Below are 24,656 nucleotides of genomic sequence, written 5' to 3' on the forward strand. Positions count from 1 at the left end.
TTTGACTTATCATTATTATTTTATTGCTTTTAAAAAACCTCTTTTTACATAGCCTGTATTTCCATTATATGAAATCTTAGACCATTTTTTGCCATCTACACTTACATTTTTAATCACTTCAACCTTTGTGTTTTCTGGTATTTTTTCTATAATATTATCTTCGTCTTCAAACGGATTTTTTCTAAATTCAATCTCTTTTTTTGTAGTGAATTCTTTAGAAACTTCTAAGTTAGAATCTTTTTTTTCATTTATTATATCAGTATCCGATATATCGTCAGCTTTATCCTTAATTAACCTGCCTAAATTTTCTAACTCCTCATCATCGTCATTTGAGTAATTATAAGAAAAATTACTATCAAATATTGTATCTACTTCAAGATTTTTACTCTTATATTTCTCTTTTTCAGCTTTGCAAGAGCTTAAACTAATAATAATTACTAGAAAGCATAGTATTTTTTTTAATTTCATATATTTCTCCAAATTTGATTTTTTAAAATTTTAAAATGAAACTTATCATTATTTTTACTAATTAATATTAATTTTATGAGGATCAATTTTTTTATCAAAATTACTTACTATTAGACCCATAATGTTTGCATTAATATTTTCAAAATTATCTATTGTACTTTCAAGCTCTTCCTCTTTTGTGTCATTGTACTTAACAGTCAAAATTATTCCATCACAGAAATTTGAAACTATTAATCCATGAGCATATAAGCAAACTGGAGGGATGTTAACAAATACATAATCAAATGTATTTGTTAATTCATTTATTAAAGTTTTGATGTTTTTTGATGAGATAGATTTATTATTGTTTTTGATAATAGATTCTCTATTCAATAAATATAGATTTTTTGTATTTTTATCTTTATATAATACATCCTCATAATTAGTCTTATCAAAAATTTCAACCTTTTTTTCTGATTCACATAGTTTTTCTAATTTACAATTTTTCAAATCAAAATCAATCATTATTACCTTTAAATCATCAGAAGCCATAGATTCTGCTATAGAATACAAGATATTTTCATTACCTTCATTTTCTTTAGAAGATGTGACTCCTATTACTTTTTTTGATTTATAATTTTGATTAAGTTGAAGCTTTGCTTTTATGTAAAGTATTGAGTCTTCATAAAAATTATCTGAATTTTTTTGTTCCTTTTTATTTTCCTTTGACATAAGTCCCAGGATAGGTAGGTCAATTTTCTGTTTTAAAGTTTTTATATTTTTAATTTTTGTATTAGTAAAATCTTTTATCAAAATATAAAGTGTAGAAATAAAAAATCCAAGAACAAATCCTACCGCTGCTTCCTTTTTCAAATTTTTATTTATTGGTTGTTTTGACAACCTAGCCTTATCAACAATTATAACTCTATTTTTATTAATCTTTCCAATAGTATTTTTTAATTCTATCGCAGTTTTATTAGCAATATCTACAGCTCTTTCTGGTATTGTGTCATTCACTTTTATATTTATCATTCTAGTATTAGACACAGGTTCAACTACAACTTTATTTGTAAATTCTTCATATGACATATTTAAATCAAGATCTTTTATTACTTTTGATACTAGTATATTTGATTTTGAAAAATTAGCATAAGTATCATTAATACTATCATTAGAGGATTTTTCAGTCATTATGGTTGTAGATGTTTCATAAACTGGTTTCAATTTTACCTTACCAACAGTAAAAAAAATCAAACTACACATTATTGATATAAAAATTATTTTATAAATATTTCTTAGAAATAACCTCAATACTTCTAATATATCTAACTCATTATCGTTCATTATATATTTTTCTCCTTATTTAAATAAAACATTTTATTTTTTAATTTATAAATTCTCATCACCTTATAGTTTATTATAAATTCTGCTTAATATCAATACTTATATAAAATTATACATATACATCCTATAATAAAATCAGTATTTTTTGTTATTTAAAATTTCGTTAATGTTTTTATTGGAAAATATCTGCTAAATTTGTTATTTAAATTGACAATATGAGCTTAACTTGATAATATTATTATACAATTTATAAATATGAAATGGAGAATGTATGAAAAAATTATCTATAGAAAAAATGGCTAAGACCGTTTGTGATAAAAGAAAAGAAAAAAATATTACTCAAACTAAGCTTGCTGAAATTTCTGGAATTAATAGGACTATGATTAGTCGTCTTGAATCCCTCGACTATACTCCTTCTATTGATCAACTTCAAAAGCTTGGTGAGGTTTTGGATTTTGATGTTGTTGATTTGTTTGTTGAGGAGAAAAGGGAAACTTCTAAGAATTTTTCTAATAAAAAATATAATATCGCTGTTGCTGGTACGGGTTATGTTGGTCTTTCTATTGCAACTTTGTTATCTCAACACAACCATGTCACTGCTGTTGATATTATTAAAGAAAAAGTGGATTTGATTAACGAGAGAAAATCTCCTATCCAAGATGAATATATTGAAAAATATTTGAGGGAAAAAGACCTTGATTTGACTGCTACTCTTGATGGTGAGGCTGCTTATAGGGATGCTGATTTTGTTGTTATTGCTGCTCCTACCAATTATGATTCTAAGAAGAACTTTTTTGATTGTTCTGCTGTTGAATCTGTTATTGAATTGGTTTTGAATGTTAATCCTTCAGCTACTATGATTATTAAATCAACTATACCAGTTGGATATACCAAGTCTGTTAGAGAAAAATATAATACAAAAAATATAATTTTTTCTCCGGAATTTTTAAGAGAATCCAAAGCCTTGTATGATAATCTCTATCCTTCAAGAATAATAGTTTCTTGTGATGATGAAAGTCGTGAAAAGGCCGAGATTTTTGCTCATCTTTTACAAGATGGTGCTATTAAGGAAGATATTGATACTTTGTTTATGGGATTTACTGAGGCTGAAGCTGTAAAATTATTTGCAAACACTTATCTTGCCCTAAGAGTTTCATATTTTAATGAGCTTGATACTTATGCTGAAAGCAAAGATTTAAATACTGAAGAGATTATCAATGGTGTTTGTCTTGATCCAAGAATTGGTTCTCATTACAACAACCCTTCTTTTGGTTATGGTGGCTATTGTCTTCCAAAAGATACCAAACAACTTCTTGCAAATTTTGATAAGGTTCCACAAAATATGATTTCTGCTATTGTAGATTCTAATAGGACTAGAAAAGATTTTATTGCTGACCAAGTTTTAGCAAAAGCTGGTGCCTATGTTTCAAATAGCAAATGGGATCCAGAAAAAGAAAGTGAAAAAGTTATTGGTGTATACAGATTAACTATGAAATCTAATTCGGACAATTTCCGTCAATCATCAATCCAAGGCGTTATGAAAAGAATTAAAGCAAAGGGAGCAAAGGTCGTTATATATGAACCAACTCTTAAAAACGGAGAAACTTTTTACGGTTCAGAAGTAGTAAATAACCTAAAGAAATTTAAAAAAATAAGCCAAGCAATTATTGCGAATAGATATGATTCTTGTCTTGATGATGTAATTGACAAAGTTTACACAAGAGATATTTTTAAAAGAGATTAAGGTAAAAAAATGAATAATATAGATTTAAAAAATAAAACAGTTTTTGTTACAGGTTCTGCAGGTTTTATAGGATCAAACCTAATACTTGAGCTATTGAAAACTCAATCACCAATTAATATTATTGGGATTGATAATATGAATGATTATTATGATGTGAATATAAAAAAATGGAGACTTGAAGAAATTGAAAAGTGTCTAAAAGAAAATTCGAAGTCTACTTACAAATTCTACCAAGAAGATATTTCAAATAAAGAGATTATTGACAAAATATTTGAAGATTACAAACCAGATATAGTTGTAAATTTGGGTGCCCAAGCTGGAGTAAGATATTCGATTTCAAATCCAGATGCCTATATTTCTTCAAATATGATTGGATTTTATAATATTTTGGAAGCTTGTCGTCACTCTTATGACAATGGTGCAAAAGGTGTTGAACATCTTGTATATGCTTCTTCATCATCAGTTTATGGCTCAAACAAAAAAGTTCCTTACAGCACTGATGATAAGGTAGACAATCCTGTTTCACTTTATAGCTGCAACAAAAAAATCCAACGAACTTATGGCTCACGCCTACAGTAAACTTTACAATATTCCATCAACTGGCTTAAGATTTTTTACAGTTTATGGACCTGCAGGAAGACCTGATATGGCATATTTTGGCTTTACAAACAAGCTTTTAAATGATCAAACAATAGAAATATTTAATTATGGAAATTGTAAAAGAGACTTTACCTATATTGATGATATTGTTGAAGGTGTAAAAAGAGTTATGCAAAAAGCACCAGAAAGAAAAAACGGAGAAGATGGACTACCAATTCCACCATACAAAGTTTACAATATTGGAAACAACAATCCAGAAAATTTACTAGATTTTGTAACAATACTCCAAGAAGAATTAATAAGAGCAAAAGTATTACCCGAAGATTATGATTTCGAATCTCATAAAAAATTAGTCCCAATGCAAGCAGGTGATGTTCCAATAACTTACGCAGATACTACTCCACTAGAAAAAATCTTTGATTTTAAACCCGATACAAGCCTAAGAGAGGGGATCAGAAAATTTGCTGAGTGGTATAAAGAGTTTTACAAGATATAATTTGTTTTAAAATAGACAACATAATTATGATAATAACTTAAATTTAAAAAATAATCCTTTATTAAAATTTAATTTTCACATTAACAAAGTCCATAATATTTCGCTAGATCATTTAAGAAATATTATGGACTTTTACCTTTTTATATATCTTTATATTTGTTATTAATATAAGAATCTGTAGCATTCTCTCTAGGAATAATTTTTCCAGGATTACCTATAACTATAGAATGATCTGGAACATCAAAATTCACAAATGAATTTGCAGAAATTAACACGTCATTACCTATGAAAATTTTGCCAACAATTGTTGAATTAATTCCAATCCATACTTCATCGCCAATTATAGGAGCTCCTTTTTTTCTTCCCCTATTTTCTTGACCTATTGTAACCCCTTTATGAATATTACAATTTCTGCCAATAATGGCTTGAGGATTTATTGTGATTGCAAAAGGATGCCCTATATATAATCCTTCTCCTATTTTAGATTCAGCAGACATTTCAATAAAGTTTTTATTTCTATCTAAGACAAATAAAACTTTATATATAAATTTCAATAAGTGATTTTTTGAATTTTGATATTTTCTAAACCATTTTTGGAATTTAGGAATTTTTTTGTAATCTCCACCATACCTACACAAATCCGAATATAATTTACTTTTAATATTTCTATCCATTATTTTTACCTTTTAAATATTTTTTCTAAAATAAGCATAATATATCTTTTATAAAATATTGTGTTAACTATTCCAACAAAAAACAAAGAAATTATGCTAACTTTTATTGAATATATTAGCCAAGAAACCCAAGTGATTTCATCTATACTTAATAATCTAGCGATAATAGCAAAAAATAAAATTGTAATAAAATCAACTAATAGTTGTTTTATAAAGTATTTTATAGGCCAATGTATTAAATTTTTAGAATCATATATTTCCATCCATATAGTTTGATAAAACATTGCCAATAATGTTCCTATTGCAACTCCTGATAAACCAAAAATATTAACAAATAATATTGATATAACAATATTTATCGTAGCTGCAATTATATAATTCTTTTGAGTTTGTTTATAATGACCTCCTGCTAATATTAAAATATTGTATGGCAAGCGTAGACAATGACCCGCATTTGCTACTACTATTAATATAGAAAATAATGGCTGAACATAATTTGTGTCATTTATCCCAGATGTATATATTTGTACAAATGGAATAATCAAAATTGATGTAACTCCGAATATAAAAGTTGTTCCTGTATGTATACTCCATTCAACCCATCCAAAAAAAAGTCTTAATTTATCAAATTCTCTTTTAGCAAGAAGTTCTCCCATTAGGGATTGAATTCCATTTGTCATAGACATAAGAAGTTTCTTAACTCCCATAACAACCATATTATATACCGAATAAACTGAGACTATTTCAAGTCCCATAAATATTGTGAGTACAATATTATCAGTACCATCCAATACTACTGCTGACACATGTTGTGCTATTCCATTCCATTTTTGTTTTATTGGTTCCTTATCATATTTTACATCCCAATTTATTTTATAATTCCTCTTTACATAAAACGAAAGAATCAAAGGTCTAGCTAAATAAATCAAAGATGTTGTTAATTTTACTATATGAATTGAAGCACCTAATTTTATTAGGATAAAACACGCAATAGTATTAAGTATTAATGTTATTGTTTGGATATTATAAGAAAAATACCCTCTTTGATTGGCTGTTATTAATAGGCTATTTACAACTCCAAAATAGTATTGAGCAAAAGAACTTATGCTTATTACTAAAATCATTGTAGCTGTATATAAAAATCCAAAATTAGCTTTAACTATTAATGGATATACACATATCAAAATCAATACATAAAACAGAAGAATCATCGCTAATCTTGAGAAGAATTTTTGCCCTGAAGCTACAACCCTACTTATCTGATCATAATCTTTATCTGCTAATGGTTTATATAAAGATGACTGTATTACAGCACCTACTCCAAGTTCTAAAAAAGATATAATAGCCAAAAATTGCATAATAGAATTTACTAAACCATTAACTTCTGATCCATAAGATTCTAGTATAAGTCTAGGTAATATAAAACCACAAATAATCGTCGTAACCTGGAATATAAGCGATGAGCTTGTATTTAATGCTAATAGTTTTTTTCTTCCCATAACAAATAATTCTCCTAAATATTAACTTTTATTTGGATTTTCTAAATTTATATAACTTCCTAATTTATAATCCCAATCGACTGGTTCTATTTCATCAAAACCACCACCATCAAAGAATGTTAATTCACCAAAATATATTTTTTCTCCACACAGATATAAATCTACTCTTATTTCTGCAAATCCCTCAGATAGAATTTCTGCTAATTTTACCATTTCTTCAAATTTATTAGGCTTCTTTGGTTTTTGCTTGGAGTTTGGATAACCATATTTCATATTTTGCCATTCATAGTTTCTATCAAAGAAATCTCCTGTTGTAAGTCTATCTGTATTTCTTCCTCGAAATATGCCTAATAATTTTACTTGTCCATCAAAACAATAGAATTTATAGTCATCCAGTCCTTCTGTGCTGTCATTAGCCATATATTTCTCACAAATTATTTTTCTAGGAACATTTTTGTAAGGCCATTCTCTCCCATTAAGATAATAATCTTGTTCTAGGCCTTTCTTTAATTCATTTTTCACTTTATTTATATCAAGTTTACTTTTATCTGTACATATACACATTCCAAGTCCCGAATTATGGTTGCATTTTAAAACAAATTTATTTGGTAATATGTCAAAATCAATATCACTTGGATCATCCCATACTCCTAATAAAGGAATTAGATACTCTTCTCCAATTTTTTTTGCTATATATTCTCTAACTTTATATTTATCTACTAATTTTGTATATAAAGGATTTCTGTCATATAGCTTCAACCATTGTAATTTTTCATTAAATGTTTTAGGGTTTTCTAAATTTAATGGATATTTCATTGTAACTGCGAACATTTTTTCTATAAACTTTTTATCATCTAGGTTTTTATATAGTCCAAGCTTCGAATTTACTCTCACTCTATATTCTTTATCTAATATATATTTATTTATCTTTTTCAAAATATTTTTTGGCATTTTATTGTAATTGTATTTTTTGTACAATTTCCTTTCTATTTATTAATAACATCTTTGAAATAATCTTCCCATTGTTCAAATATTTGATTAGGTTTAAATATTTCAGATTTTTCTTTCGCATTTCTACTAATTTTTTCTGACAATTTTTTGTTGTCTAATAATAGTAAAATCTTTTTTTCTAATTCCTCTTCGTCTTTGACATTAATTAGAAAACCATCTTCTCCTGGACTTATTATAGCTTTAGGACCACCACAAGGACAATCAGTAGAAATAGACGGTACTCCTGCCGCCATAGCTTCTAAAAGCGTATTTGGCATTCCTTCGTAGTCTGACGATAATACAAATATCTTCGCTTTTGATAATACTTCACTAACATTATTAGTTACTCCTTTTAGGATAACTCTATCTTCCAAGTCTTTTTCTTCTATTTGATTTTTCAAAAATTCTTTTAGGGTCCCTTCCCCATATATAAAAAGTTTTTCACTAGGATACTTCTCTACAACTTTTTTAAATGCATTTATTAGCATTATATGATTTTTTTGTTTAGTCAATCTTCCAATCGATACTATATATTCAGGATCTTTTCTTTTAATGTTGAAAAATTCTTCATCTACTTGATTGAATATAATTTTTGATCTCTCTTGTAATCTTTTTGGAAAATATTTTTTTGCATCTTCCGTTTGAAATACACAACCATCTGCTTTTGGTAATAAGTATTTTGATATAATTTTTCCTATTATCCCTGGATATTCTTTACTTGGATCGTTTCTGATAGATATTATATTTTTAACATCCAGTTTTCTAGAAGCAATTAATGCCCTAACTACTGGTTCTCTCATAAATGAAACCATTAAATCTGGTTTCACATCTTCAATTATTTTTCTTAATTGCCTTATAATATTTATATTCTTAAAAATTCTATTCATTGAAGACTTATTGCGATTTCCTAAGATTATCTTCTTTACATTTGAATTTGTTTTATATTCTTCTTCAACTATATAAGATGTAGCTAGTAATACTTCATAATTTTTATTCGCAAATTGATTTGCTAAATTTGTAACTACTCTTTCGGCCCCTCCTTTTCCTAGTGTATTTATATAAAATAAAATTTTCATAATATTCTCCTAAAAAATAAAAAATTTACATAAAGAAAAAAACGTATGGCACTATTTGACAACCATCTTTAATTAACCCATAGATATATAAAATAGAAAATATTATAGAAAATACAAATGCATAAAATCTACTATACTTAGACCTATAGATTATGTTAGGAACTGACATTGTATATATCAGTTCAAAATATCTTGTTACTCTGGCAAACAACGAAAAACTTAAGGCTCCGATTTGAAGATATATTGAGCCGAATGAACCTTCGTAATCTTTAATTTCATCTCTTACATTTTTTTGATCTATTATTATACTTAATATAAAAGATACAGTTATATAAAAAAGTAATAAATTATAACCATTACCTGATACAGATGTATTAGAATAATCATTTGAATAAAATTTATACAAATGAGGTATAACATACATGGAACCTAAAATAGCTATTAAAATTAATATATTTTTTTTGATCAACATTATTTTTTTATAATTAGTATCTGTAATAACATAAGACAAAATGAAAAAAATAGCTGTCTTATGAAATGAAATAGCAAGGAATATTAATAAAAAATAAAACAGTTTCTTATTTCTTTTCAGAAAATCAAATCCCAAGAAACAAATTGAGCATGCAATAGATTGTCTAAGAATGCACAAATTAGTCCCCAAAAATCCTAATCCAATATAAACCAAAAAACTTAAGGCTGGATAGCTTGATTTTTTATATATAATATAAGAAAAAATACAAAAACTTATACAAAACACTATATTTTCAAATATTCTAAAATTACTTGTAAACAACCTAACAAATTTATTTAACAAAACATATCCTATATCATATTTAAAATTTAATAGAAAAAACGTAATATCTTTACTAGGATAAAATTTTAAAAAATAATTCCTATAATTAGCTACATCTACACCTAAATATTCGCTCCTCATAAGTCCTATAATAAGTATAGAAATAAAGCATAAGAAAAAACTCAATTTTCTTGTATTAATCTTTACTCTAGATATTATTAAATATGAAAATGAAACCTCTAAAAAAATATTTAATAAAATGAATGCTAATAAAATTATATAAATTTTCAAAAAAAACTCCTTTTTAAAAATCATTTTGTTGTTTTCTGTAATGGTTATAAAAATTTTATTAGTTAAATATTTGAATTTACAATTTAATAGATTGCTGTCCTAAAAATTTATTAGCATATCAAACTTTTATAAAATTTTAATAGCCATTTAGATGTTTCTCTTATATCAAATCCTTCTGACTTTATTACCTCAGATGCCCCTTTGAATCTGGATAAATTTGTATTTAAAACGGTTTTTATCCATATGTCTTCTCCTTTATTTATAGGCAAGTATTTTAGAGTAGGCAATAGTTTCACCTCATTTGTTACAGTTTCTGATACTATACAAGGAAGTCCTGATGACTCCGCTTCAACAACTGCAACTGGTAATCCTTCCCAAATAGATGGAAATAAAAAAATATCTATAGCTTGTAATATACAGTTTATATCATCTCTAGAGCCCAACATATAGACTTTTCCCTCTAAATTCAACTCATTAATTTTTTTATTTATTTCATCTTCTAAGTCGCCATCTCCAACAATTAATAAAACTGATTTTTCATTTCTTTCCAAAACACCTTTAAAAACTCTCAATAAAAATTTATGATTTTTTGGACCAGATAGTCTTCCCACATGACCTAATACTATATTATTTTTTATACCTAGATAGTCTCTGTATTTATTTCTGATGTTTTCATTATATTTATAATTTTCAACATTTATAGAGTTTTTCACCAAAAAATAATTATCCCCTTTAATTTTTTTTGATCCGTATAACCATCTTCCAGCTTCTTCAGAACAAGCAAATAAATAATCAGCCTGATTTGCTAAGGGTTTTTGTAATATATATTTTATAATAGACATAAACCCCTTACCATTTGAAGTGCTGTGGCTATGTATAATTGTTTTTAAACCATATTTACTAGCAATTGGAAAAAATAGGCTTGCATAACTTCTTATATGTGAATGTATAATCTTGTATTCTGGATGGTTTTCAAAAAAATTTTTCCAAACTTTTCTATAATTCATAATATTGTATCCTTTAAATTTAGGAAATACATATATTTTACCACCCATTTCTTCTATTTCTTTTCTATAATCGTTTTGTGAATTACTATGAATAATAAAATCAAATTGGACTTTATTCCTATCCATTGATCTGTAGAAATTCATTACCATGGTTTCTGCACCACCTCTATTTAATCCACCTAATACATGTAATACTCTAATCATTATTCTCCTTGAGTTATTTCAGTTTATTTATTATTTTTTCGTTAACTTTGTATACATTAAATTTTTCCTCAGCAAATTTTCTAGATTCTAATGCCATAATTTCTATTTCCTTTTTGTGTTCAATCATCCAAATCATCTTATCAGCTAATGCTCTTATATCTTTTTTTTCAACTACAAAACCATTTATTCCATTTTTGACAGTTTCTTTACAGCCTGGAGTATTAAAAGTTATAATTGGTCTACCAGTTGCCAAAGCTTGTAGCGCTGATCTTGGAATACCTTCTGGGTAATATGAAGGATATATAAAAAATCTAGAATTTGCCATGTATTTTTGTACATTTCTTGTTTCACCATGATATACTACAATATTGTCTTTTTCTGCTTTTTTTAAAAATTTATTTAGATTTGACTCTTCTACCGTATTGTCTAACGGACCAACAACATTAAAAACAGCCGATGGATACTTTTTTTTGACAATTTCTGCAGCTTGAATATATTCTTTAAGTCCTTTAGATTCTGTTATTCTTGATAAAAACAAAAATGAATTTTCGTTTACAAAATCCATTTGTGGAAATTTTTCTAAATTAACACCAGATCCACCAGTCAAAAAGATTTTTGATGTGTTTTTAACTAAGCCTTTATCTATAAATTCTTTTCTATCATCATTATTCTGAAAGCATATATAGTCAGCTAAACTATATGCTAATTTAAGCATCGGAAATGATATTGCTCTAACTAAGGTCCATTTTAAACCTTCTAGTATAAAAAGATTACCCTTGCCATTAACAACACATATTATTTTTTTTACTCTAGCTATTTTCGCTGCTAAAATCATTGATATATGATTTTTAACTCCATATATAATAACCGAATCTATATGTTCATTCTTTAATTTATTCTTTATGTTTAATAATGACTTAAGCTCTACAAAAGGGTTGATGTTATTCCTATTTGCATCTATAAATAATAATTTAGTATTAATTTTTTCATAACAAGCATTTATCTTCCCATCATTAATTAGGCCTAAATATACTTCGTAGCCTTCTTCATTTAACATATCTACCAATTCTGTTCTATCAAATCCTTTAGAACTAAATCCATTACACATTATAGCAATTTTCATTAATGAAACTCCATCTATATAAGTTTAGATACTAAAAAAATTCTATTTTTATAAGACTTAAAGCCTTTTGAATTATTGAAATAGTATCTTTAATATTGTCTGCTTGCCCTATCACAAATCCTACCCTATCCGAACTGCTTTTTATTCCATTTAATGTTTCCCCTTCTCGATGAATAATTGATACTTGTCTTATTCCTGGAATTTTTTCAGCTTCTTTTATACCTTCTATAGTCTTTATTTTACCGTAGCTTTGACTTAAATATCTTATTGCAGATGATTTATTATATTTTATTTTTATATCTGGTTTTTCTCCCAAAGATATTCTTATACAGTTTTCAACCATATCAACACCTGTAGATAATGGTGTCAGATGTGTAGTTATATTGTCTCCTCCAAGTCTTGCACCTATTTCTACAATTTTAGGGCCACTATTTGTAATTTTAATCTCAGTATGAGATGGTCCATCTTTTATACCTATAGCTTTATTCGCTGCTATCGCAACTTCTTTGATTTTATACTTTATATCATCAGGCAATTGGCTTGGTTGAGAATGCCCCATTTCAACAAAATAAGGTGCTCCAGTTGTAATTTTATCAGTAATTTGAATTATATAACATCTTCCATCTACACTTATTGTTTCTACACTAACTTCTGGACCCTCCATAAATTCTTCAACCATTACAGTTTTATTCCTAGAATTACTTTTACTATACTCATAAGATTTTTTTATTGTATCTTCATCAAAATCAGGTAATAAAACTATTCCTCTGCTTCCAGAATTATCAGAAGGCTTTAAAATGCATCTATAACCTTCCTCTTTTATTTTTTTTACAGCTCTTAAGCATTCTTCTAAGTTATTGACTTTAAAAAATAAAGGAACAGGTACACCTGATTTTTTTAAGGCTTCTCTCATTTTTGATTTGTTTGTAGCTTTTATAGCTGTATCTAAATCAACACCGACTAAACCTAATTCTTCAGAAACTTTTGCAACAGTCATTATCGGCATATCGCTAGCTATTGTTATTATTGCATCAATATTATGTTTTTTTGCAGCGCTCAAGACAGAATCAATGTCTATTGTACTAATGATTTCTTTTTTGACATTTGGAATTTCAAATCCTAATGCTTTTGGATTCATATCTACTACAATAACCTCTAGTCCCATATCAATAGCTTTTTGAATAGCTGGAACTTGTAAAATACTTGCTCCTAATATCATTATTTTTTTCATTTTATATAATTACCCCAATGATTTATTCATTTTCAACAAAAGCATTTCCTCTTTCAGAGGTATTTCTGTTTACGTTCTTTCGTCTAATTATTGTATTTAAAGTCATAAATATTATCTTCAAATCGAAAACTAATGATAAATTATTAACATAATAGACATCATTTTTTAATTTTTCCTTTGTTAAAACAGAGTTCCTATTAATAGCTTGATTGTACCCTGTAATCCCTGGACGTACTGTAAGAATAATCTTTTCTTCATCTGTATACTTATCTAAATATATAGGAGTGTCTGGTCTCGGTCCAATAAAACTCATATCTCCTTTTAGAACATTTATGATTTGTGGAAGCTCATCTATACTTGTTTTTCTTGCAAATTTACCAAATCTTGTAACTCTAGGATCATTGTCTCCATTAAATGTTGAGCCATCTTCTAATCTTATGTCTGGTGCATTCTCCTTCATAGAACGCAATTTATACATTTTAAAAGGTATTCCAAAGAGTCCCGTTCTATCCGCTTTGTAAAATATAGCCCCACCATCTTCAATCTTTATAAATATATATGATATTATAATAATAAAGATAACAGGTATAATTAATATTAAAGAAAGAATTATATCAAATGTTCTTTTTATAAATCTAAATACTAAGTTACCTGATCGTTTCATTTTATTCGACATATCCAAAAAGCTCCTGATATTTATTGTTATCCCAATCCTTCTTATAATCTTGCATCATCAATTTAAAATCAGCATATTTAGGAACATATCCAAAATCATTCTTAGCTTTCTCCATTGAAAATAGATAAGATTTAGTGTTATTATTTACTTCAGGTTTATAAGTTATTTTAGACTTTTTTTCTATATTGGGAGCCCAGATTTCTGATATTATTTCAGCTTGTTCTTGTAGAGTAACTCCACGACCTGATGTCATATTATAAAGTCCTTCTGCATTCTCACTTTTTATAGCAAGATAAAATGCATGTGCCACATCTTTTACATAAGTAACATCCCTGCTCAAATTTTTATCTCCAAAAATGCAAATATCTTTTCCCTCTCTTGCATTATCAATAAAAGTCCTTAGTCCTGATTTTTTTAATTTTCCATTTATATAAATATAATCATGAGGACCAACTCCATATACAGGAGGAAATCTAAACCATGCATTTTTCATACCATGTTGTTCATTGTAGTATTGCATTATATCATTTGCAGCATTTTTAGAAAACACATAAACTGCATGATCTCCATGATATATATAATCACGAGGTTCATCCTCACTTATAACCTTTTTACCCCAAGCGCCTTTCACATCAGCGTAGGAACAGGTTGATATAACTCTTTTTATTTTGTTTTTTCTACAATATTCAAGTAAATTTATAGTTCCTATGGTATTTACTTGAAAATAATCTGCAGCATTTTCTTTTTTGTTTAAATCAGCCTTAGAATTTGCTGGTAATAATCCACTTAATAATATTACTCCCTCAACACCTTCTGTAGGAAGTAAATCAAAATCTTTTTTATTAACCAAATCTAAGTTTATATATTCTACTCCTAGTTTATCATAATATTCTTTAAATTTATTGTTCCTTCCTGTAACAACAACTTTACAACCTTGCTTTAGAAATTCATCAACTGTATAGACACCTATAAAGCTTGAAGCACCTATTATTATATACATTTTGTCATCCTCCCTCTAACCTATATCTTTTATAAAAATGATTTATATCTCTTTACAATCTCACAAAAACTTTCAATAATATAATCAACTTCTTCGTCTGAAAGTTTTGTGTGTAGTGGGAGGGTTATTTCGTTTTTGTAGTGATTGTAGGCGTTTGGATAATCTTTTATTTCAAATCCTAGATTTTTGTAGGCTGTTAATAATGGAAGTGGTTTATAGTGAACGTTACATGCTATTCCTTTTTCTGCCATTTCTTCTATTATTTTATTTCTTTGTTCTGTATCTATTCCTGGAATTTGTGATATATAAAGATGGCCTGATGATTTATGATTTTGGTCAAAGTGGTTTAGACTTTTTATTCCTAATGGTCTAAAGGCTTGGTCGTATTTTTCTATTATTTCTTTTCTTCTTTTTAAAAGTAATGGATATCTTTTTACTTGGGCAAGTCCTATTCCTGCTAATATATCTGTCATATTGCACTTGTACCAAGGGCCTACTACATCATATTCCCATGAACCTAGTTTTGTTTTGCTTAGGGCATCTTTTGATTGGCCGTGAAGGGATAGGAGTTGATATTTTTTATATAATTTTTCGTTATCTATTCCTTCTTTGTCTTTCCATGTTGCATATCCACCTTCTGCTGTTGTGAAATTTTTTACTGCATGGAAGGAAAAGTTTGAAAAATCTGCTATTGATCCTACTTTTTTTCCTTTGTATTCTGCTCCTAAAGCGTGAGCTGTGTCTGCCATTACAATTATTCTGTTGTAGGCTTCTTGGATTTCATTGTTTGCTTTGAATAAATTTTTCTTTTCTTCTACTATTTGGAAAATTTTATCGTAATCGCAAGGTACTCCACCTAAATCTACTGGTATTATTACTTTGGTTTTTTCGTTTATGGCATCTTTTAATTTTTCATAGTCCATTTCTAAATTTTCTTCTTGGGTATCTACTAAAACTAATTTTGCTCCAACGTGTTCTACTACTGAGGCTGTTGCTGTGTAGGTGTAAGCACTTGTGATTACTTCATCACCTTGTCCTATTCCTAAAACTCTAAGGGTCATTTCTGCCGCTGCTGTTTGGGAATTTAGGCAAACTCCTTTGCTTGTTCCTGTAAATTCTAGCAAATCTTTTTCTAATTTTTTTGTTTTTGGTCCTGTTGTTATCCAACCTGATTTTAATGCGTCGATAACTTCTTTTATTTCTTCATCACTAATATCTGGTGGTGAGAATGGTATGTTCATTTTTTTTGTCATTATTTATTACCCTTTCCTATAAATGTACTTATCAAAGTATTTATCGTAACAACTATATCTAGCTCGTCTATGTTTTCTTGGTTAATTACTTTGTCGAGCTTATGGAAAAATTCTTCTTTTGAAAATTCTAATGGTCTTCCTACGGATATGCCTTCTACTTTTGTATCTGATAGGAGTTCTTCGTCCATTAGTCTTTCTTCGTATAGTTTTTCTCCTGGTCTTAGGCCTGTGTATACTATCGGCATGTCTATGTCTGGTTTGTAGCCTGATAATTTTATTAATTGTCTTGCCAAGTAGTCTATTTTTACCGGCTCTCCCATATCTAGCACAAATATTTCTCCACCTTTTGCCATTGAACCTGCTTGTAAAACTAATTTTACAGCCTCTTTTATGGTCATAAAGTAGCGGATTATTTCTGGGTGAGTTACTGTTACAGGTCCTCCTGATGCTATTTGTTCTTTGAATAGTGGTATTACTGATCCGTTTGAACCCAATACATTTCCAAATCTTACTGCAACAAATTCTGTTTTTGAATCTTTTCCTTGCAAAAGCTCTTTTGGATTTATGGAAACTAATCTATCGCCATCGTTAATTGTTACTTTTGCGAGTTTTTCGTATTCTTTGTTTTGTCTTATATCGTTTATTCCTTGGATTATTTTCTCGCAAACTCTTTTTGTTGCTCCCATTACCGATGTTGGATTTACTGCCTTGTCTGTTGATATTAATACAAATCTTTTTGCATCGTATATTAATGAAAGTAGGGCTACTATGTAGGTTCCTCTTACGTTATTTTTTATTGCTTCTACTGGACTTACTTCCATCAATGGAACGTGTTTGTGCGCTGCTGCGTGAAATATTATTTCTGGTTTGTAGGTTTCGAATACTTTTTTTACTCTTGAAAAGTCTCTTACTGAACCAATCAAGGTGATAAATTTTAAATCTTTGTTGTTTCTTTTTAACTCTTGTTCGATTTCGTAGGCATTGTTTTCGTATATATCAAATATTATCAAAAGTTTTGGTCCATATTGGGCAATTTGCCTACATAATTCTGACCCTATTGATCCACCTCCTCCTGTTACAAGAACAACCTTGTCATTAAGGTAATCAAATGTTTCATTTGAGAAAAATTTCACTGGATCTCGTCCCAATAAATCTTCAATTTGGACATCTTTCATTCCTGACATTGATACGCTTCCTGATACTAATTGGTAAATTCCTGGTAGAACTTTTATTTCACAATTTGTTTCGTTGCATATTTGTAGGATTTCTCTTTTTTGACTTTCTTGGGCTGATGGTAGGGCTACTAGTATCAGGTCTATATCTTCTTTTTTTACTAGTTCTTTTATGCAGTCTCTTCCACCATATATTTTGGTTCCGTCTATATATTGACCTTTTTTTTCTGGATTATCGTCTATAAAGGCTACTACTTTTATTCCTATATTCTCTTTTCTATTTGATTTGTTTATATCTTCTTTTATTGTTTGTCCAGCTGAACCTGCTCCAACTATTAAGGCTCTTTTAAATTCTGGATTTCTGTCAATAATGTTGTATTTGCTTTGGATAATCATTTTGTTGGCAAATCTTACTCCAACTGTTAGAGTGTATTGGATTAAAAATCCGAAAACAAAATATGATATTGGCATCCTTTGAAATAATACTGATATGCCAAATACGTGAATTAATAGGGATAGAACTACTGCTTGTGTTATTTTTATTAATTCGTTATAAGATGCGTATTCTAGTATTATCCTGTAAAGCTTAAATGCTGAATATATTGCCAAAGTAATTATCGTATTTATTAGGGCATAATTTTTAAATGCTTGTAGATATATTTTTGGTATTTGGATAAAACTTCCATCAAATCTCAAATACAAGGCTAAAAAATATGCCAAGTTTATGATTATAATATCAAAAACTAAAAGTATATATGTTTTTTTATTTAATATTTTTTTAGTTTCCATTTTTATTCCTTTTTATTAAATATTTATTTTTTAATTGTCCTTAAACATAAATATAAATTATGTATAGCAAATTCAAGTGGATAAAATGCCCACTTTATATATTTTATCATTAATAGACCTAAAAATATACATAGGGTAAGCTAAAAATTTTGACTTATAATTTTGAAAAAAATCATAAAAATTTATATATCTTACCCTTATATAGTATTAATTTTCTATTTTATTTTTATTATTTCTCAAAATCCCATCATGAATTTTATCGATTGACTCATCGTCTGCTTTCATCATATATAAATTACTTCCTGGCATTAGATATGATGGTAATCCTGTCGCATCTTGACCTCTTACAGCTTGACTTTTTATCTTCCAATTCTTTGGTTGATCTATTTGTCCGTTTGCCATTTCAATCATTTTGTCATAAGGCATATTTGTATTTACTGAATTTAGTGCAACTTCTGCTATAGAATTGAAATTCAAAAGAGTTTCTGTTGACAACAATTTTCTAATTATTCCTGTCATTACTCTTACTTGATTTTTTCCTCTATCAAAATCGCCTTCTGCCAAATGATATCTTTCTCTTGAATATGCCAAAGCCATTTCTCCATCCATATGAATTGTGCCTTGTGGGAAATATTTCCCACCATTGGCTTCAAAAGCCACCGGATTTTCTACGTCAACTCCATTTAATAAGTCAATTAGTTGAGTTAGAGTTGTGAAATTCACTTTTGCATAATAGTCTATATTTATATCAAGGAAATTTTCTAAAGTTTTTATTGAAGTATCAACTCCAAATAAGCCTGCATGTGTTAGTTTATCATTTGCATAATCTCCAAGTCCTGCTATATTTACATAGGTATCTCTTGGAATTGTTGTAATCAAAATTTTTCCTTCTTTAGGATTAACGCTCACAATTAAGTTTACATCAGATCTTGATACTGTTGAAAGATCTCCGTAAGTATCAATTCCTGAAATATAAACATTGAAACTCTCGCCCTTTTTAACTTCTTTATTTTCATTAAATTTATCATCACCTTTAACAGAAAATGATTTAATAACCCTAGTTTGTTTGCTAAATTCACCAAGAGTTTCATCAAGCATTTGTCTAAAGTTTTCATTTAGTAATATTGCTTGTGTGTTTCCATTTAATAAACTTTGACCCAAATTTAAATAATCACCATAATCTTCAACATTTAGGTCTTCACCAGTTTCTTTCTTATATTTTTTCAAAGCCTGATTGATATTTTTGCTATCCATATTTTTTGCAATAGCAACTTGAACATCTTCCAAATCATTCAAAGTTTCAAGTGGTGATTCTCTTAAAACAACCAAAGACATCTTTATCCTATTATCGCTCTTTTTTTGGTTGATTTTTTCAACAGTTTGGATTGAAGTACTTGCATAAGACATAAACAAAGCTTCAACTGCACTAATTAAGAAAAGTAAAAATATAAAAAAGGCCTTTAATGGCTTATCCTTTATTTTTATTCTAAAAATTAATAAAGAAAAAATTAAAATAATAAATAAAATTATCCCTAATAATATAAATCTATATCTCAACGGCAAAATATTGTATCTATTTAAAAAATAAAAAAATACAACATAAATTATAGTTGCCAAAAAAATTGTAATTTTTGATATCAAACTTTTAAACATTTAAATAATAATCTCCCTTATACTATCTTATTTATTCTCACAATAGAATATACTAATTCACAACATTTGTCAATTATTTTGCTAATCAAGCCTTATATTTATAAGCCTTCTTTTTGATTTTTTATGTAGTTTTTAAAATTTTTTAAACTTTAAAATTTAAAATAATTTCCGTGCGAATTTTTTTAAGTTTTTATCAAACAAAAAAGCTTTTGTAAAATAATGATTTATAAAAAATCAAAATTTTACAAAAGCTCTTTTAAAATTATTAATAAAATTACTTTTAAGCCTAATTTTCAACGATTTTTTCCAAGAAATTACTTGCAACAAAACCAGTTTTACCCTTATAAGTGATTTTAGACCAAGACTCACCAAGATTATTTTCAACTTCTTCAATAAAAACAACTTTGGTATTTGCTGGAATTGCATCAATATAATTATCTTCGTCAACTGTAGGAGTTTCTCTCAAATTTACACTTGTTGTAACCCTGTAAGTTTCCCCATCCTTGTTATTTAGATCAGTATTTTCTTCACTTGGATTTACTTCAAGATTGTTGTTTTGATCAACATTTTCTACATTAGAATTTGAATTGTCAAATACAGTATCAATCTTTACATCTCTTTTTTCATATTTTTCTTGCTTTTTTTCACATGAGCTTAGGGCAAGAATAAGAGCAAAAGAGCAAACAATATATTTTATCTTCATTTTTTTCTCCAAAAATTAAATAAGCTTTTCTTCTTACTTTTCTTTTTCTTATCCTCATCTCTTACAATATCATCATAATGACTTGCTATAAATTCATCATTTATAACTTTTTTAGGATTTATTAAAGTCAGTTCATCAAATTTATCTTGTCCAATTATTTCAATAATTTCTCTTTTTTCATTTTGAATATTTGGACTTCTCCACTCAGATTGGTGGGAGTCAGTTCCAATAAAATGAACCATATTTTTTTCTAATAGCCTTTGGGTGGTTTTTCTATGAGAATTCATAGAAGAAAAATTAATCTGAACAAGAGCTCCCATTTTTATAAATTCATCTAAGAATGAAGTATGAGCTTCAACATAAGGATATCTTTCAGCATGAGCAATAATAGGTACATATCCTTCAAGAGAAAGATTATAAAACAAATCCCTCAAAAATAAAGGCTTATTTACAAAAGAAAGCTCACACAAAACATATCTAGAATTATTCAAAGTTAAAAGCTTGCCATCACGAATTTTATTCAAAATTTTAGGATCAACTTGAATTTCATGACCTGGATAAATTTTAAAATCTAGAGATCTTTTTTTAATCTCATCATTTAAAATAGAAGATTTTTCCAAAATATCTTCCTTTTTTACCATATATCTTGATGGATCATAGTGACTTGTGGCAATAATTTTATTGAAACCATTTGCCATAAAAAGCTCAATCATCTTCAAAGATTCATCCAAAGACCTAGATCCATCATCAACCCCGTAAATTATATGATTGTGAACGTCAATCATTAATAATAACCCTTGTAAGTAGATTCATTCAAGTCAGCAAAAGTAAGGATAGCTCCCAAAACTTTACCATTAACCTTTTTCAAATTCTCAAGAGCGTGGCTTACTTCTTCCTTTTTAGTATCATTTGATTTAATAGCAAAAATAACCCCATCACAATAAGTTGAAACGATAGAAGCATCAGTAAATAACCCAACAGGAGGAGTATCCAAAAATACATAATCAAATCTTTGAGAAAGCTCCTTAATCAATTCTTTCACATGATTAGAAGCCAAAATTTCAGCTGGATTTGGAGGAACAGGACCAGAAAGCAAAACAAAAAGATTATCCTCTTTTTGATCTTTAATCAAAGCCCTATTAAGATCAACCTTACCAGTAATAACATTAGTAATACCCATATTAGTTTCAATACCAGCAACCTTGCCAACCTTTGGCATTCTCAAATCAAAATCCAAAAGTACAACAGAATTTCCATTTTCAGCAAAAGATTTAGCAATAGAATACAAAACAGTAGTCTTGCCCTCACTAGGTTTAGAAGAAGTCATAGCAATGACCCTTTTCTTATCATCAATATCAGAAAATTGAATATTAGTTCTAACAGAACGAATAGCCTCATCAAAAACAGAAGAAGTGCTATAATAACCGTGTTTTTTCGCCATCTTACTCTCCTTTACTCTTATCTGGAACCATGCCAAGAACAGGAATATCAAAAGCCTCAGCAATATCATCAGTTGTCTTAAAAGTTGTATCCATAAGTTCCCTAAACAAAGAAAGTCCTACACCAATAACAAAACCTAAAACCAAACCAATAGCAGTATTCTTTTTAACATTAGGTGAAGAAGGTTCTTCAGGCAAATTAGCCTTATCAAGAATTTGAACATTATCAACCTTCATGATCTTTGTTACAGAATCCTTAAAAACCATAGAAGTTGCATTAGCAATATCCATACATCTTTCAGGAACAGTATCAACAACCTTAACAGAAATAATTTGAGTATCCTTAACAGGTTCAATAGAAACTTTTTTAGAAAATTCTTCAAAATCCATATCAAGTTTCAAATTATTAATTACCTTATCAGCAACGCCCTTGCTCTTAACAATCTCAGAATAAGTAGAAACCAAAGCTCTATTAGCATTGATTTGATTAATATCCACATCTCCATCTTTTTGATTTTGTTCATTTTTAGAATTACTAACAATCATAGTAGTAACAGCCTCATATTTAGGTGTAATAATAAAAACAGAAGCTGCATAAGATAAAGCGGCAAATATAATAGCCAAACAAGCAATCGAAAACAGATGCTTTTTTAACTTCCTAACCAATTCCAATAAATCAATATTTTCTTGATCCATTTATCTCTCCTTTATATAAATTTTTTTAAACTCAAAAGAACATAAAAATTCTCACTACCCTTTAGTTTATAACAAAATAATACAAATTTCAATATTTTATAGCAATTATTCTCTAAAAAATATAAAATTAAATTATCAGAATATCAAAAAATATTTGTTATTAATTGTGACACATTTTGGTGAATTTAAAATTTGATATAAACATTTGTTATTTAAATTGACACAACTTGGTGAAATTGGTAATATTATTATACAATTTATAATTTGAAATGGAGAATATATGAAAAAATTATCTATTGAAAAAATGGCTAAGACTGTTTCTGATAAAAGAAAAGAAAAAAATATTACTCAAACTAAGCTTGCTGAAATTTCTGGAATTAATAGGACTATGATTAGTCGTCTTGAATCCCTCGACTATACTCCTTCTATTGATCAACTTCAAAAGCTTGGTGAGGTTTTGGATTTTGATGTTGTTGATTTGTTTGTTGAGGAGAAAAGGGAAACTTCTAAGAATTTTTCTAATAAAAAATATAATATCGCTGTTGCTGGTACGGGTTATGTTGGTCTTTCTATTGCAACTTTGTTATCTCAACACAACCATGTCACTGCTGTTGATATTATTAAAGAAAAAGTGGATTTGATTAACGAGAGAAAATCTCCTATCCAAGATGAATATATTGAAAAATATTTGAGGGAAAAAGACCTTGATTTGACTGCTACTCTTGATGGTGAGGCTGCTTATAGGGATGCTGATTTTGTTGTTATTGCTGCTCCTACCAATTATGATTCTAAGAAGAACTTTTTTGATTGTTCTGCTGTTGAATCTGTTATTGAATTGGTTTTGAATGTTAATCCTTCAGCTACTATGATTATTAAATCAACTATACCAGTTGGATATACCAAGTCTGTTAGAGAAAAATATAATACAAAAAATATAATTTTTTCTCCGGAATTTTTAAGAGAATCCAAAGCCTTGTATGATAATCTCTATCCTTCAAGAATAATAGTTTCTTGTGATGATGAAAGTCGTGAAAAGGCCGAGATTTTTGCTCATCTTTTACAAGATGGTGCTATTAAGGAAGATATTGATACTTTGTTTATGGGATTTACTGAGGCTGAAGCTGTAAAATTATTTGCAAACACTTATCTTGCCCTAAGAGTTTCATATTTTAATGAGCTTGATACTTATGCTGAAAGCAAAGATTTAAATACTGAAGAGATTATCAATGGTGTTTGTCTTGATCCAAGAATTGGTTCTCATTACAACAACCCTTCTTTTGGTTATGGTGGCTATTGTCTTCCAAAAGATACCAAACAACTTCTTGCAAATTTTGATAAGGTTCCACAAAATATGATTTCTGCTATTGTAGATTCTAATAGGACTAGAAAAGATTTTATTGCTGACCAAGTTTTAGCAAAAGCTGGTGCCTATGTTTCAAATAGCAAATGGGATCCAGAAAAAGAAAGTGAAAAAGTTATTGGTGTATACAGATTAACTATGAAATCTAATTCGGACAATTTCCGTCAATCATCAATCCAAGGCGTTATGAAAAGAATTAAAGCAAAGGGAGCAAAGGTCGTTATATATGAACCAACTCTTAAAAACGGAGAAACTTTTTACGGTTCAGAAGTAGTAAATAACCTAAAGAAATTTAAAAAAATAAGCCAAGCAATTATTGCGAATAGATATGATTCTTGTCTTGATGATGTAATTGACAAAGTTTACACAAGAGATATTTTTAAAAGAGATTAAGGT

At 28.1% G+C, this 24,656-nt stretch carries 23 protein-coding genes; 4 read left to right on the plus strand and 19 right to left on the minus strand.

Annotated elements, in window-relative coordinates:
• Positions 1-15: 15 nt before the first annotated feature.
• Both BN2087_RS02065 and BN2087_RS09295 read right to left on the minus strand, forming a co-directional pair.
• Complete coding sequence (locus tag BN2087_RS02065) at positions 16-468, minus strand: SH3 domain-containing protein (protein ID WP_049690242.1); 453 nt, start codon at positions 466-468, stop codon at positions 16-18.
• 57 nt (positions 469-525) lie between these two features.
• Positions 526-1,791 (minus strand): tyrosine-protein kinase domain-containing protein, encoded by a 1,266-nt coding sequence (locus tag BN2087_RS09295; protein ID WP_082144164.1) that lies wholly within the window; start codon positions 1,789-1,791, stop codon positions 526-528.
• A 271-nt stretch (positions 1,792-2,062) separates the two neighbouring features.
• Here BN2087_RS09295 and BN2087_RS02075 point away from each other — a divergent pair, with 271 nt between their 5' ends.
• Genes BN2087_RS02075 through BN2087_RS09505 form a run of 3 tightly spaced genes read left to right on the plus strand, consistent with a single transcriptional unit; the run spans position 2,063 to position 4,631 of the window.
• On the plus strand, positions 2,063-3,535 hold the full coding sequence (locus BN2087_RS02075; protein ID WP_049690243.1) for a nucleotide sugar dehydrogenase: 1,473 nt from the start codon (positions 2,063-2,065) through the stop codon (positions 3,533-3,535).
• A 9-nt stretch (positions 3,536-3,544) separates the two neighbouring features.
• The gene (locus BN2087_RS09500; protein ID WP_280641570.1) at positions 3,545-4,114 is read left to right on the plus strand and encodes a GDP-mannose 4,6-dehydratase; all 570 of its coding nucleotides are present in this window, start codon (positions 3,545-3,547) and stop codon (positions 4,112-4,114) included.
• Positions 4,095-4,631: an NAD-dependent epimerase/dehydratase family protein gene (locus BN2087_RS09505; RefSeq protein ID WP_280641571.1), complete on the plus strand. Its 537-nt coding sequence runs from the start codon at positions 4,095-4,097 to the stop codon at positions 4,629-4,631. The genes BN2087_RS09500 and BN2087_RS09505 overlap by 20 nt, the downstream gene beginning before the upstream one ends.
• A 140-nt stretch (positions 4,632-4,771) precedes the next feature.
• Here the strand turns inward: BN2087_RS09505 and BN2087_RS02085 are convergent, their stop codons facing one another.
• The 17 genes from BN2087_RS02085 to BN2087_RS02165 form a co-directional block, all read right to left on the minus strand.
• On the minus strand, positions 4,772-5,305 hold the full coding sequence (locus BN2087_RS02085; RefSeq protein WP_053094089.1) for a serine acetyltransferase: 534 nt from the start codon (positions 5,303-5,305) through the stop codon (positions 4,772-4,774).
• 5 nt (positions 5,306-5,310) lie between these two features.
• Positions 5,311-6,804 (minus strand): MATE family efflux transporter, encoded by a 1,494-nt coding sequence (locus BN2087_RS02090; protein WP_049690244.1) that lies wholly within the window; start codon positions 6,802-6,804, stop codon positions 5,311-5,313.
• A 21-nt stretch (positions 6,805-6,825) separates the two neighbouring features.
• A complete protein-coding gene (locus tag BN2087_RS02095; protein ID WP_053094090.1) occupies positions 6,826-7,755 on the minus strand; it encodes an ATP-grasp fold amidoligase family protein in 930 nt (309 codons plus the stop codon).
• 35 nt (positions 7,756-7,790) lie between these two features.
• Positions 7,791-8,870, minus strand: coding sequence for a glycosyltransferase family 4 protein (locus tag BN2087_RS02100; RefSeq protein WP_049690245.1), 1,080 nt, complete (start codon positions 8,868-8,870; stop codon positions 7,791-7,793).
• A 25-nt stretch (positions 8,871-8,895) separates the two neighbouring features.
• Complete coding sequence (locus tag BN2087_RS02105) at positions 8,896-9,954, minus strand: EpsG family protein (RefSeq protein WP_049690246.1); 1,059 nt, start codon at positions 9,952-9,954, stop codon at positions 8,896-8,898.
• Positions 9,955-10,064: 110 nt separating this feature from the next.
• Positions 10,065-11,165, minus strand: coding sequence for a glycosyltransferase family 1 protein (locus tag BN2087_RS02110; RefSeq protein ID WP_049690247.1), 1,101 nt, complete (start codon positions 11,163-11,165; stop codon positions 10,065-10,067).
• 13 nt (positions 11,166-11,178) lie between these two features.
• Positions 11,179-12,288: a glycosyltransferase family 4 protein gene (locus BN2087_RS02115; protein WP_049690248.1), complete on the minus strand. Its 1,110-nt coding sequence runs from the start codon at positions 12,286-12,288 to the stop codon at positions 11,179-11,181.
• Positions 12,289-12,319: 31 nt separating this feature from the next.
• A complete protein-coding gene (locus BN2087_RS02120) occupies positions 12,320-13,519 on the minus strand; it encodes an ATP-grasp domain-containing protein (protein WP_049690249.1) in 1,200 nt (399 codons plus the stop codon).
• A gap of 22 nt (positions 13,520-13,541) precedes the next feature.
• On the minus strand, positions 13,542-14,195 hold the full coding sequence (locus tag BN2087_RS02125; protein ID WP_049690250.1) for a sugar transferase: 654 nt from the start codon (positions 14,193-14,195) through the stop codon (positions 13,542-13,544).
• Positions 14,185-15,195 (minus strand): NAD-dependent epimerase/dehydratase family protein, encoded by a 1,011-nt coding sequence (locus BN2087_RS02130; protein WP_049690251.1) that lies wholly within the window; start codon positions 15,193-15,195, stop codon positions 14,185-14,187. The genes BN2087_RS02125 and BN2087_RS02130 overlap by 11 nt, the downstream gene beginning before the upstream one ends.
• Positions 15,196-15,224: 29 nt before the next feature.
• The gene (locus tag BN2087_RS02135; RefSeq protein WP_049690412.1) at positions 15,225-16,436 is read right to left on the minus strand and encodes a DegT/DnrJ/EryC1/StrS family aminotransferase; all 1,212 of its coding nucleotides are present in this window, start codon (positions 16,434-16,436) and stop codon (positions 15,225-15,227) included.
• Positions 16,437-16,447: 11 nt separating this feature from the next.
• Entirely contained in the window at positions 16,448-18,409 is a 1,962-nt protein-coding gene (locus tag BN2087_RS02140) for a polysaccharide biosynthesis protein (protein ID WP_049690252.1), read from the minus strand.
• 207 nt (positions 18,410-18,616) lie between these two features.
• The gene (locus BN2087_RS02145; RefSeq protein WP_049690253.1) at positions 18,617-20,062 is read right to left on the minus strand and encodes an LCP family protein; all 1,446 of its coding nucleotides are present in this window, start codon (positions 20,060-20,062) and stop codon (positions 18,617-18,619) included.
• Between the two features lie 286 nt (positions 20,063-20,348).
• On the minus strand, positions 20,349-20,765 hold the full coding sequence (locus tag BN2087_RS02150) for an SH3 domain-containing protein (RefSeq protein ID WP_049690254.1): 417 nt from the start codon (positions 20,763-20,765) through the stop codon (positions 20,349-20,351).
• Positions 20,762-21,550: a tyrosine-protein phosphatase gene (locus tag BN2087_RS09250; RefSeq protein WP_049690255.1), complete on the minus strand. Its 789-nt coding sequence runs from the start codon at positions 21,548-21,550 to the stop codon at positions 20,762-20,764. The genes BN2087_RS02150 and BN2087_RS09250 overlap by 4 nt, the downstream gene beginning before the upstream one ends.
• Positions 21,550-22,206 (minus strand): CpsD/CapB family tyrosine-protein kinase, encoded by a 657-nt coding sequence (locus BN2087_RS02160; protein WP_049690256.1) that lies wholly within the window; start codon positions 22,204-22,206, stop codon positions 21,550-21,552. Before BN2087_RS02160 ends, BN2087_RS09250 begins: the two co-directional genes overlap by 1 nt.
• 1 nt (position 22,207) lies before the next feature.
• Positions 22,208-22,900: a YveK family protein gene (locus tag BN2087_RS02165; RefSeq protein WP_049690257.1), complete on the minus strand. Its 693-nt coding sequence runs from the start codon at positions 22,898-22,900 to the stop codon at positions 22,208-22,210.
• Positions 22,901-23,180: 280 nt separating this feature from the next.
• Between BN2087_RS02165 and BN2087_RS02170 the strand changes: the two genes are divergently transcribed.
• Complete coding sequence (locus BN2087_RS02170; protein ID WP_049690258.1) at positions 23,181-24,653, plus strand: nucleotide sugar dehydrogenase; 1,473 nt, start codon at positions 23,181-23,183, stop codon at positions 24,651-24,653.
• Positions 24,654-24,656: the final 3 nt, after the last annotated feature.

Source organism: Anaerococcus jeddahensis (assembly GCF_001182725.1).
Taxonomy (GTDB): Bacteria; Bacillota; Clostridia; order Tissierellales; family Peptoniphilaceae; genus Anaerococcus; species Anaerococcus jeddahensis.

What these genes read in the sequence shown, in the direction of transcription:
- BN2087_RS02065 (WP_049690242.1), bottom strand. Translation starts at nt 468, where the DNA reads ATGAAATTAAAAAAAATACTATGCTTTCTAGTAATTATTATTAGTTTA.
- BN2087_RS09295 (WP_082144164.1), bottom strand. Translation starts at nt 1,791, where the DNA reads ATGAACGATAATGAGTTAGATATATTAGAAGTATTGAGGTTATTTCTA.
- BN2087_RS02075 (WP_049690243.1), top strand. Translation starts at nt 2,063, where the DNA reads ATGAAAAAATTATCTATAGAAAAAATGGCTAAGACCGTTTGTGATAAA.
- BN2087_RS09500 (WP_280641570.1), top strand. Translation starts at nt 3,545, where the DNA reads ATGAATAATATAGATTTAAAAAATAAAACAGTTTTTGTTACAGGTTCT.
- BN2087_RS09505 (WP_280641571.1), top strand. Translation starts at nt 4,095, where the DNA reads ATGGCTCACGCCTACAGTAAACTTTACAATATTCCATCAACTGGCTTA.
- BN2087_RS02085 (WP_053094089.1), bottom strand. Translation starts at nt 5,305, where the DNA reads ATGGATAGAAATATTAAAAGTAAATTATATTCGGATTTGTGTAGGTAT.
- BN2087_RS02090 (WP_049690244.1), bottom strand. Translation starts at nt 6,804, where the DNA reads ATGGGAAGAAAAAAACTATTAGCATTAAATACAAGCTCATCGCTTATA.
- BN2087_RS02095 (WP_053094090.1), bottom strand. Translation starts at nt 7,755, where the DNA reads ATGCCAAAAAATATTTTGAAAAAGATAAATAAATATATATTAGATAAA.
- BN2087_RS02100 (WP_049690245.1), bottom strand. Translation starts at nt 8,870, where the DNA reads ATGAAAATTTTATTTTATATAAATACACTAGGAAAAGGAGGGGCCGAA.
- BN2087_RS02110 (WP_049690247.1), bottom strand. Translation starts at nt 11,165, where the DNA reads ATGATTAGAGTATTACATGTATTAGGTGGATTAAATAGAGGTGGTGCA.
- BN2087_RS02115 (WP_049690248.1), bottom strand. Translation starts at nt 12,288, where the DNA reads ATGAAAATTGCTATAATGTGTAATGGATTTAGTTCTAAAGGATTTGAT.
- BN2087_RS02120 (WP_049690249.1), bottom strand. Translation starts at nt 13,519, where the DNA reads ATGAAAAAAATAATGATATTAGGAGCAAGTATTTTACAAGTTCCAGCT.
- BN2087_RS02125 (WP_049690250.1), bottom strand. Translation starts at nt 14,195, where the DNA reads ATGTCGAATAAAATGAAACGATCAGGTAACTTAGTATTTAGATTTATA.
- BN2087_RS02130 (WP_049690251.1), bottom strand. Translation starts at nt 15,195, where the DNA reads ATGTATATAATAATAGGTGCTTCAAGCTTTATAGGTGTCTATACAGTT.
- BN2087_RS02135 (WP_049690412.1), bottom strand. Translation starts at nt 16,436, where the DNA reads ATGAACATACCATTCTCACCACCAGATATTAGTGATGAAGAAATAAAA.
- BN2087_RS02140 (WP_049690252.1), bottom strand. Translation starts at nt 18,409, where the DNA reads ATGGAAACTAAAAAAATATTAAATAAAAAAACATATATACTTTTAGTT.
- BN2087_RS02145 (WP_049690253.1), bottom strand. Translation starts at nt 20,062, where the DNA reads ATGTTTAAAAGTTTGATATCAAAAATTACAATTTTTTTGGCAACTATA.
- BN2087_RS02150 (WP_049690254.1), bottom strand. Translation starts at nt 20,765, where the DNA reads ATGAAGATAAAATATATTGTTTGCTCTTTTGCTCTTATTCTTGCCCTA.
- BN2087_RS09250 (WP_049690255.1), bottom strand. Translation starts at nt 21,550, where the DNA reads ATGATTGACGTTCACAATCATATAATTTACGGGGTTGATGATGGATCT.
- BN2087_RS02160 (WP_049690256.1), bottom strand. Translation starts at nt 22,206, where the DNA reads ATGGCGAAAAAACACGGTTATTATAGCACTTCTTCTGTTTTTGATGAG.
- BN2087_RS02165 (WP_049690257.1), bottom strand. Translation starts at nt 22,900, where the DNA reads ATGGATCAAGAAAATATTGATTTATTGGAATTGGTTAGGAAGTTAAAA.
- BN2087_RS02170 (WP_049690258.1), top strand. Translation starts at nt 23,181, where the DNA reads ATGAAAAAATTATCTATTGAAAAAATGGCTAAGACTGTTTCTGATAAA.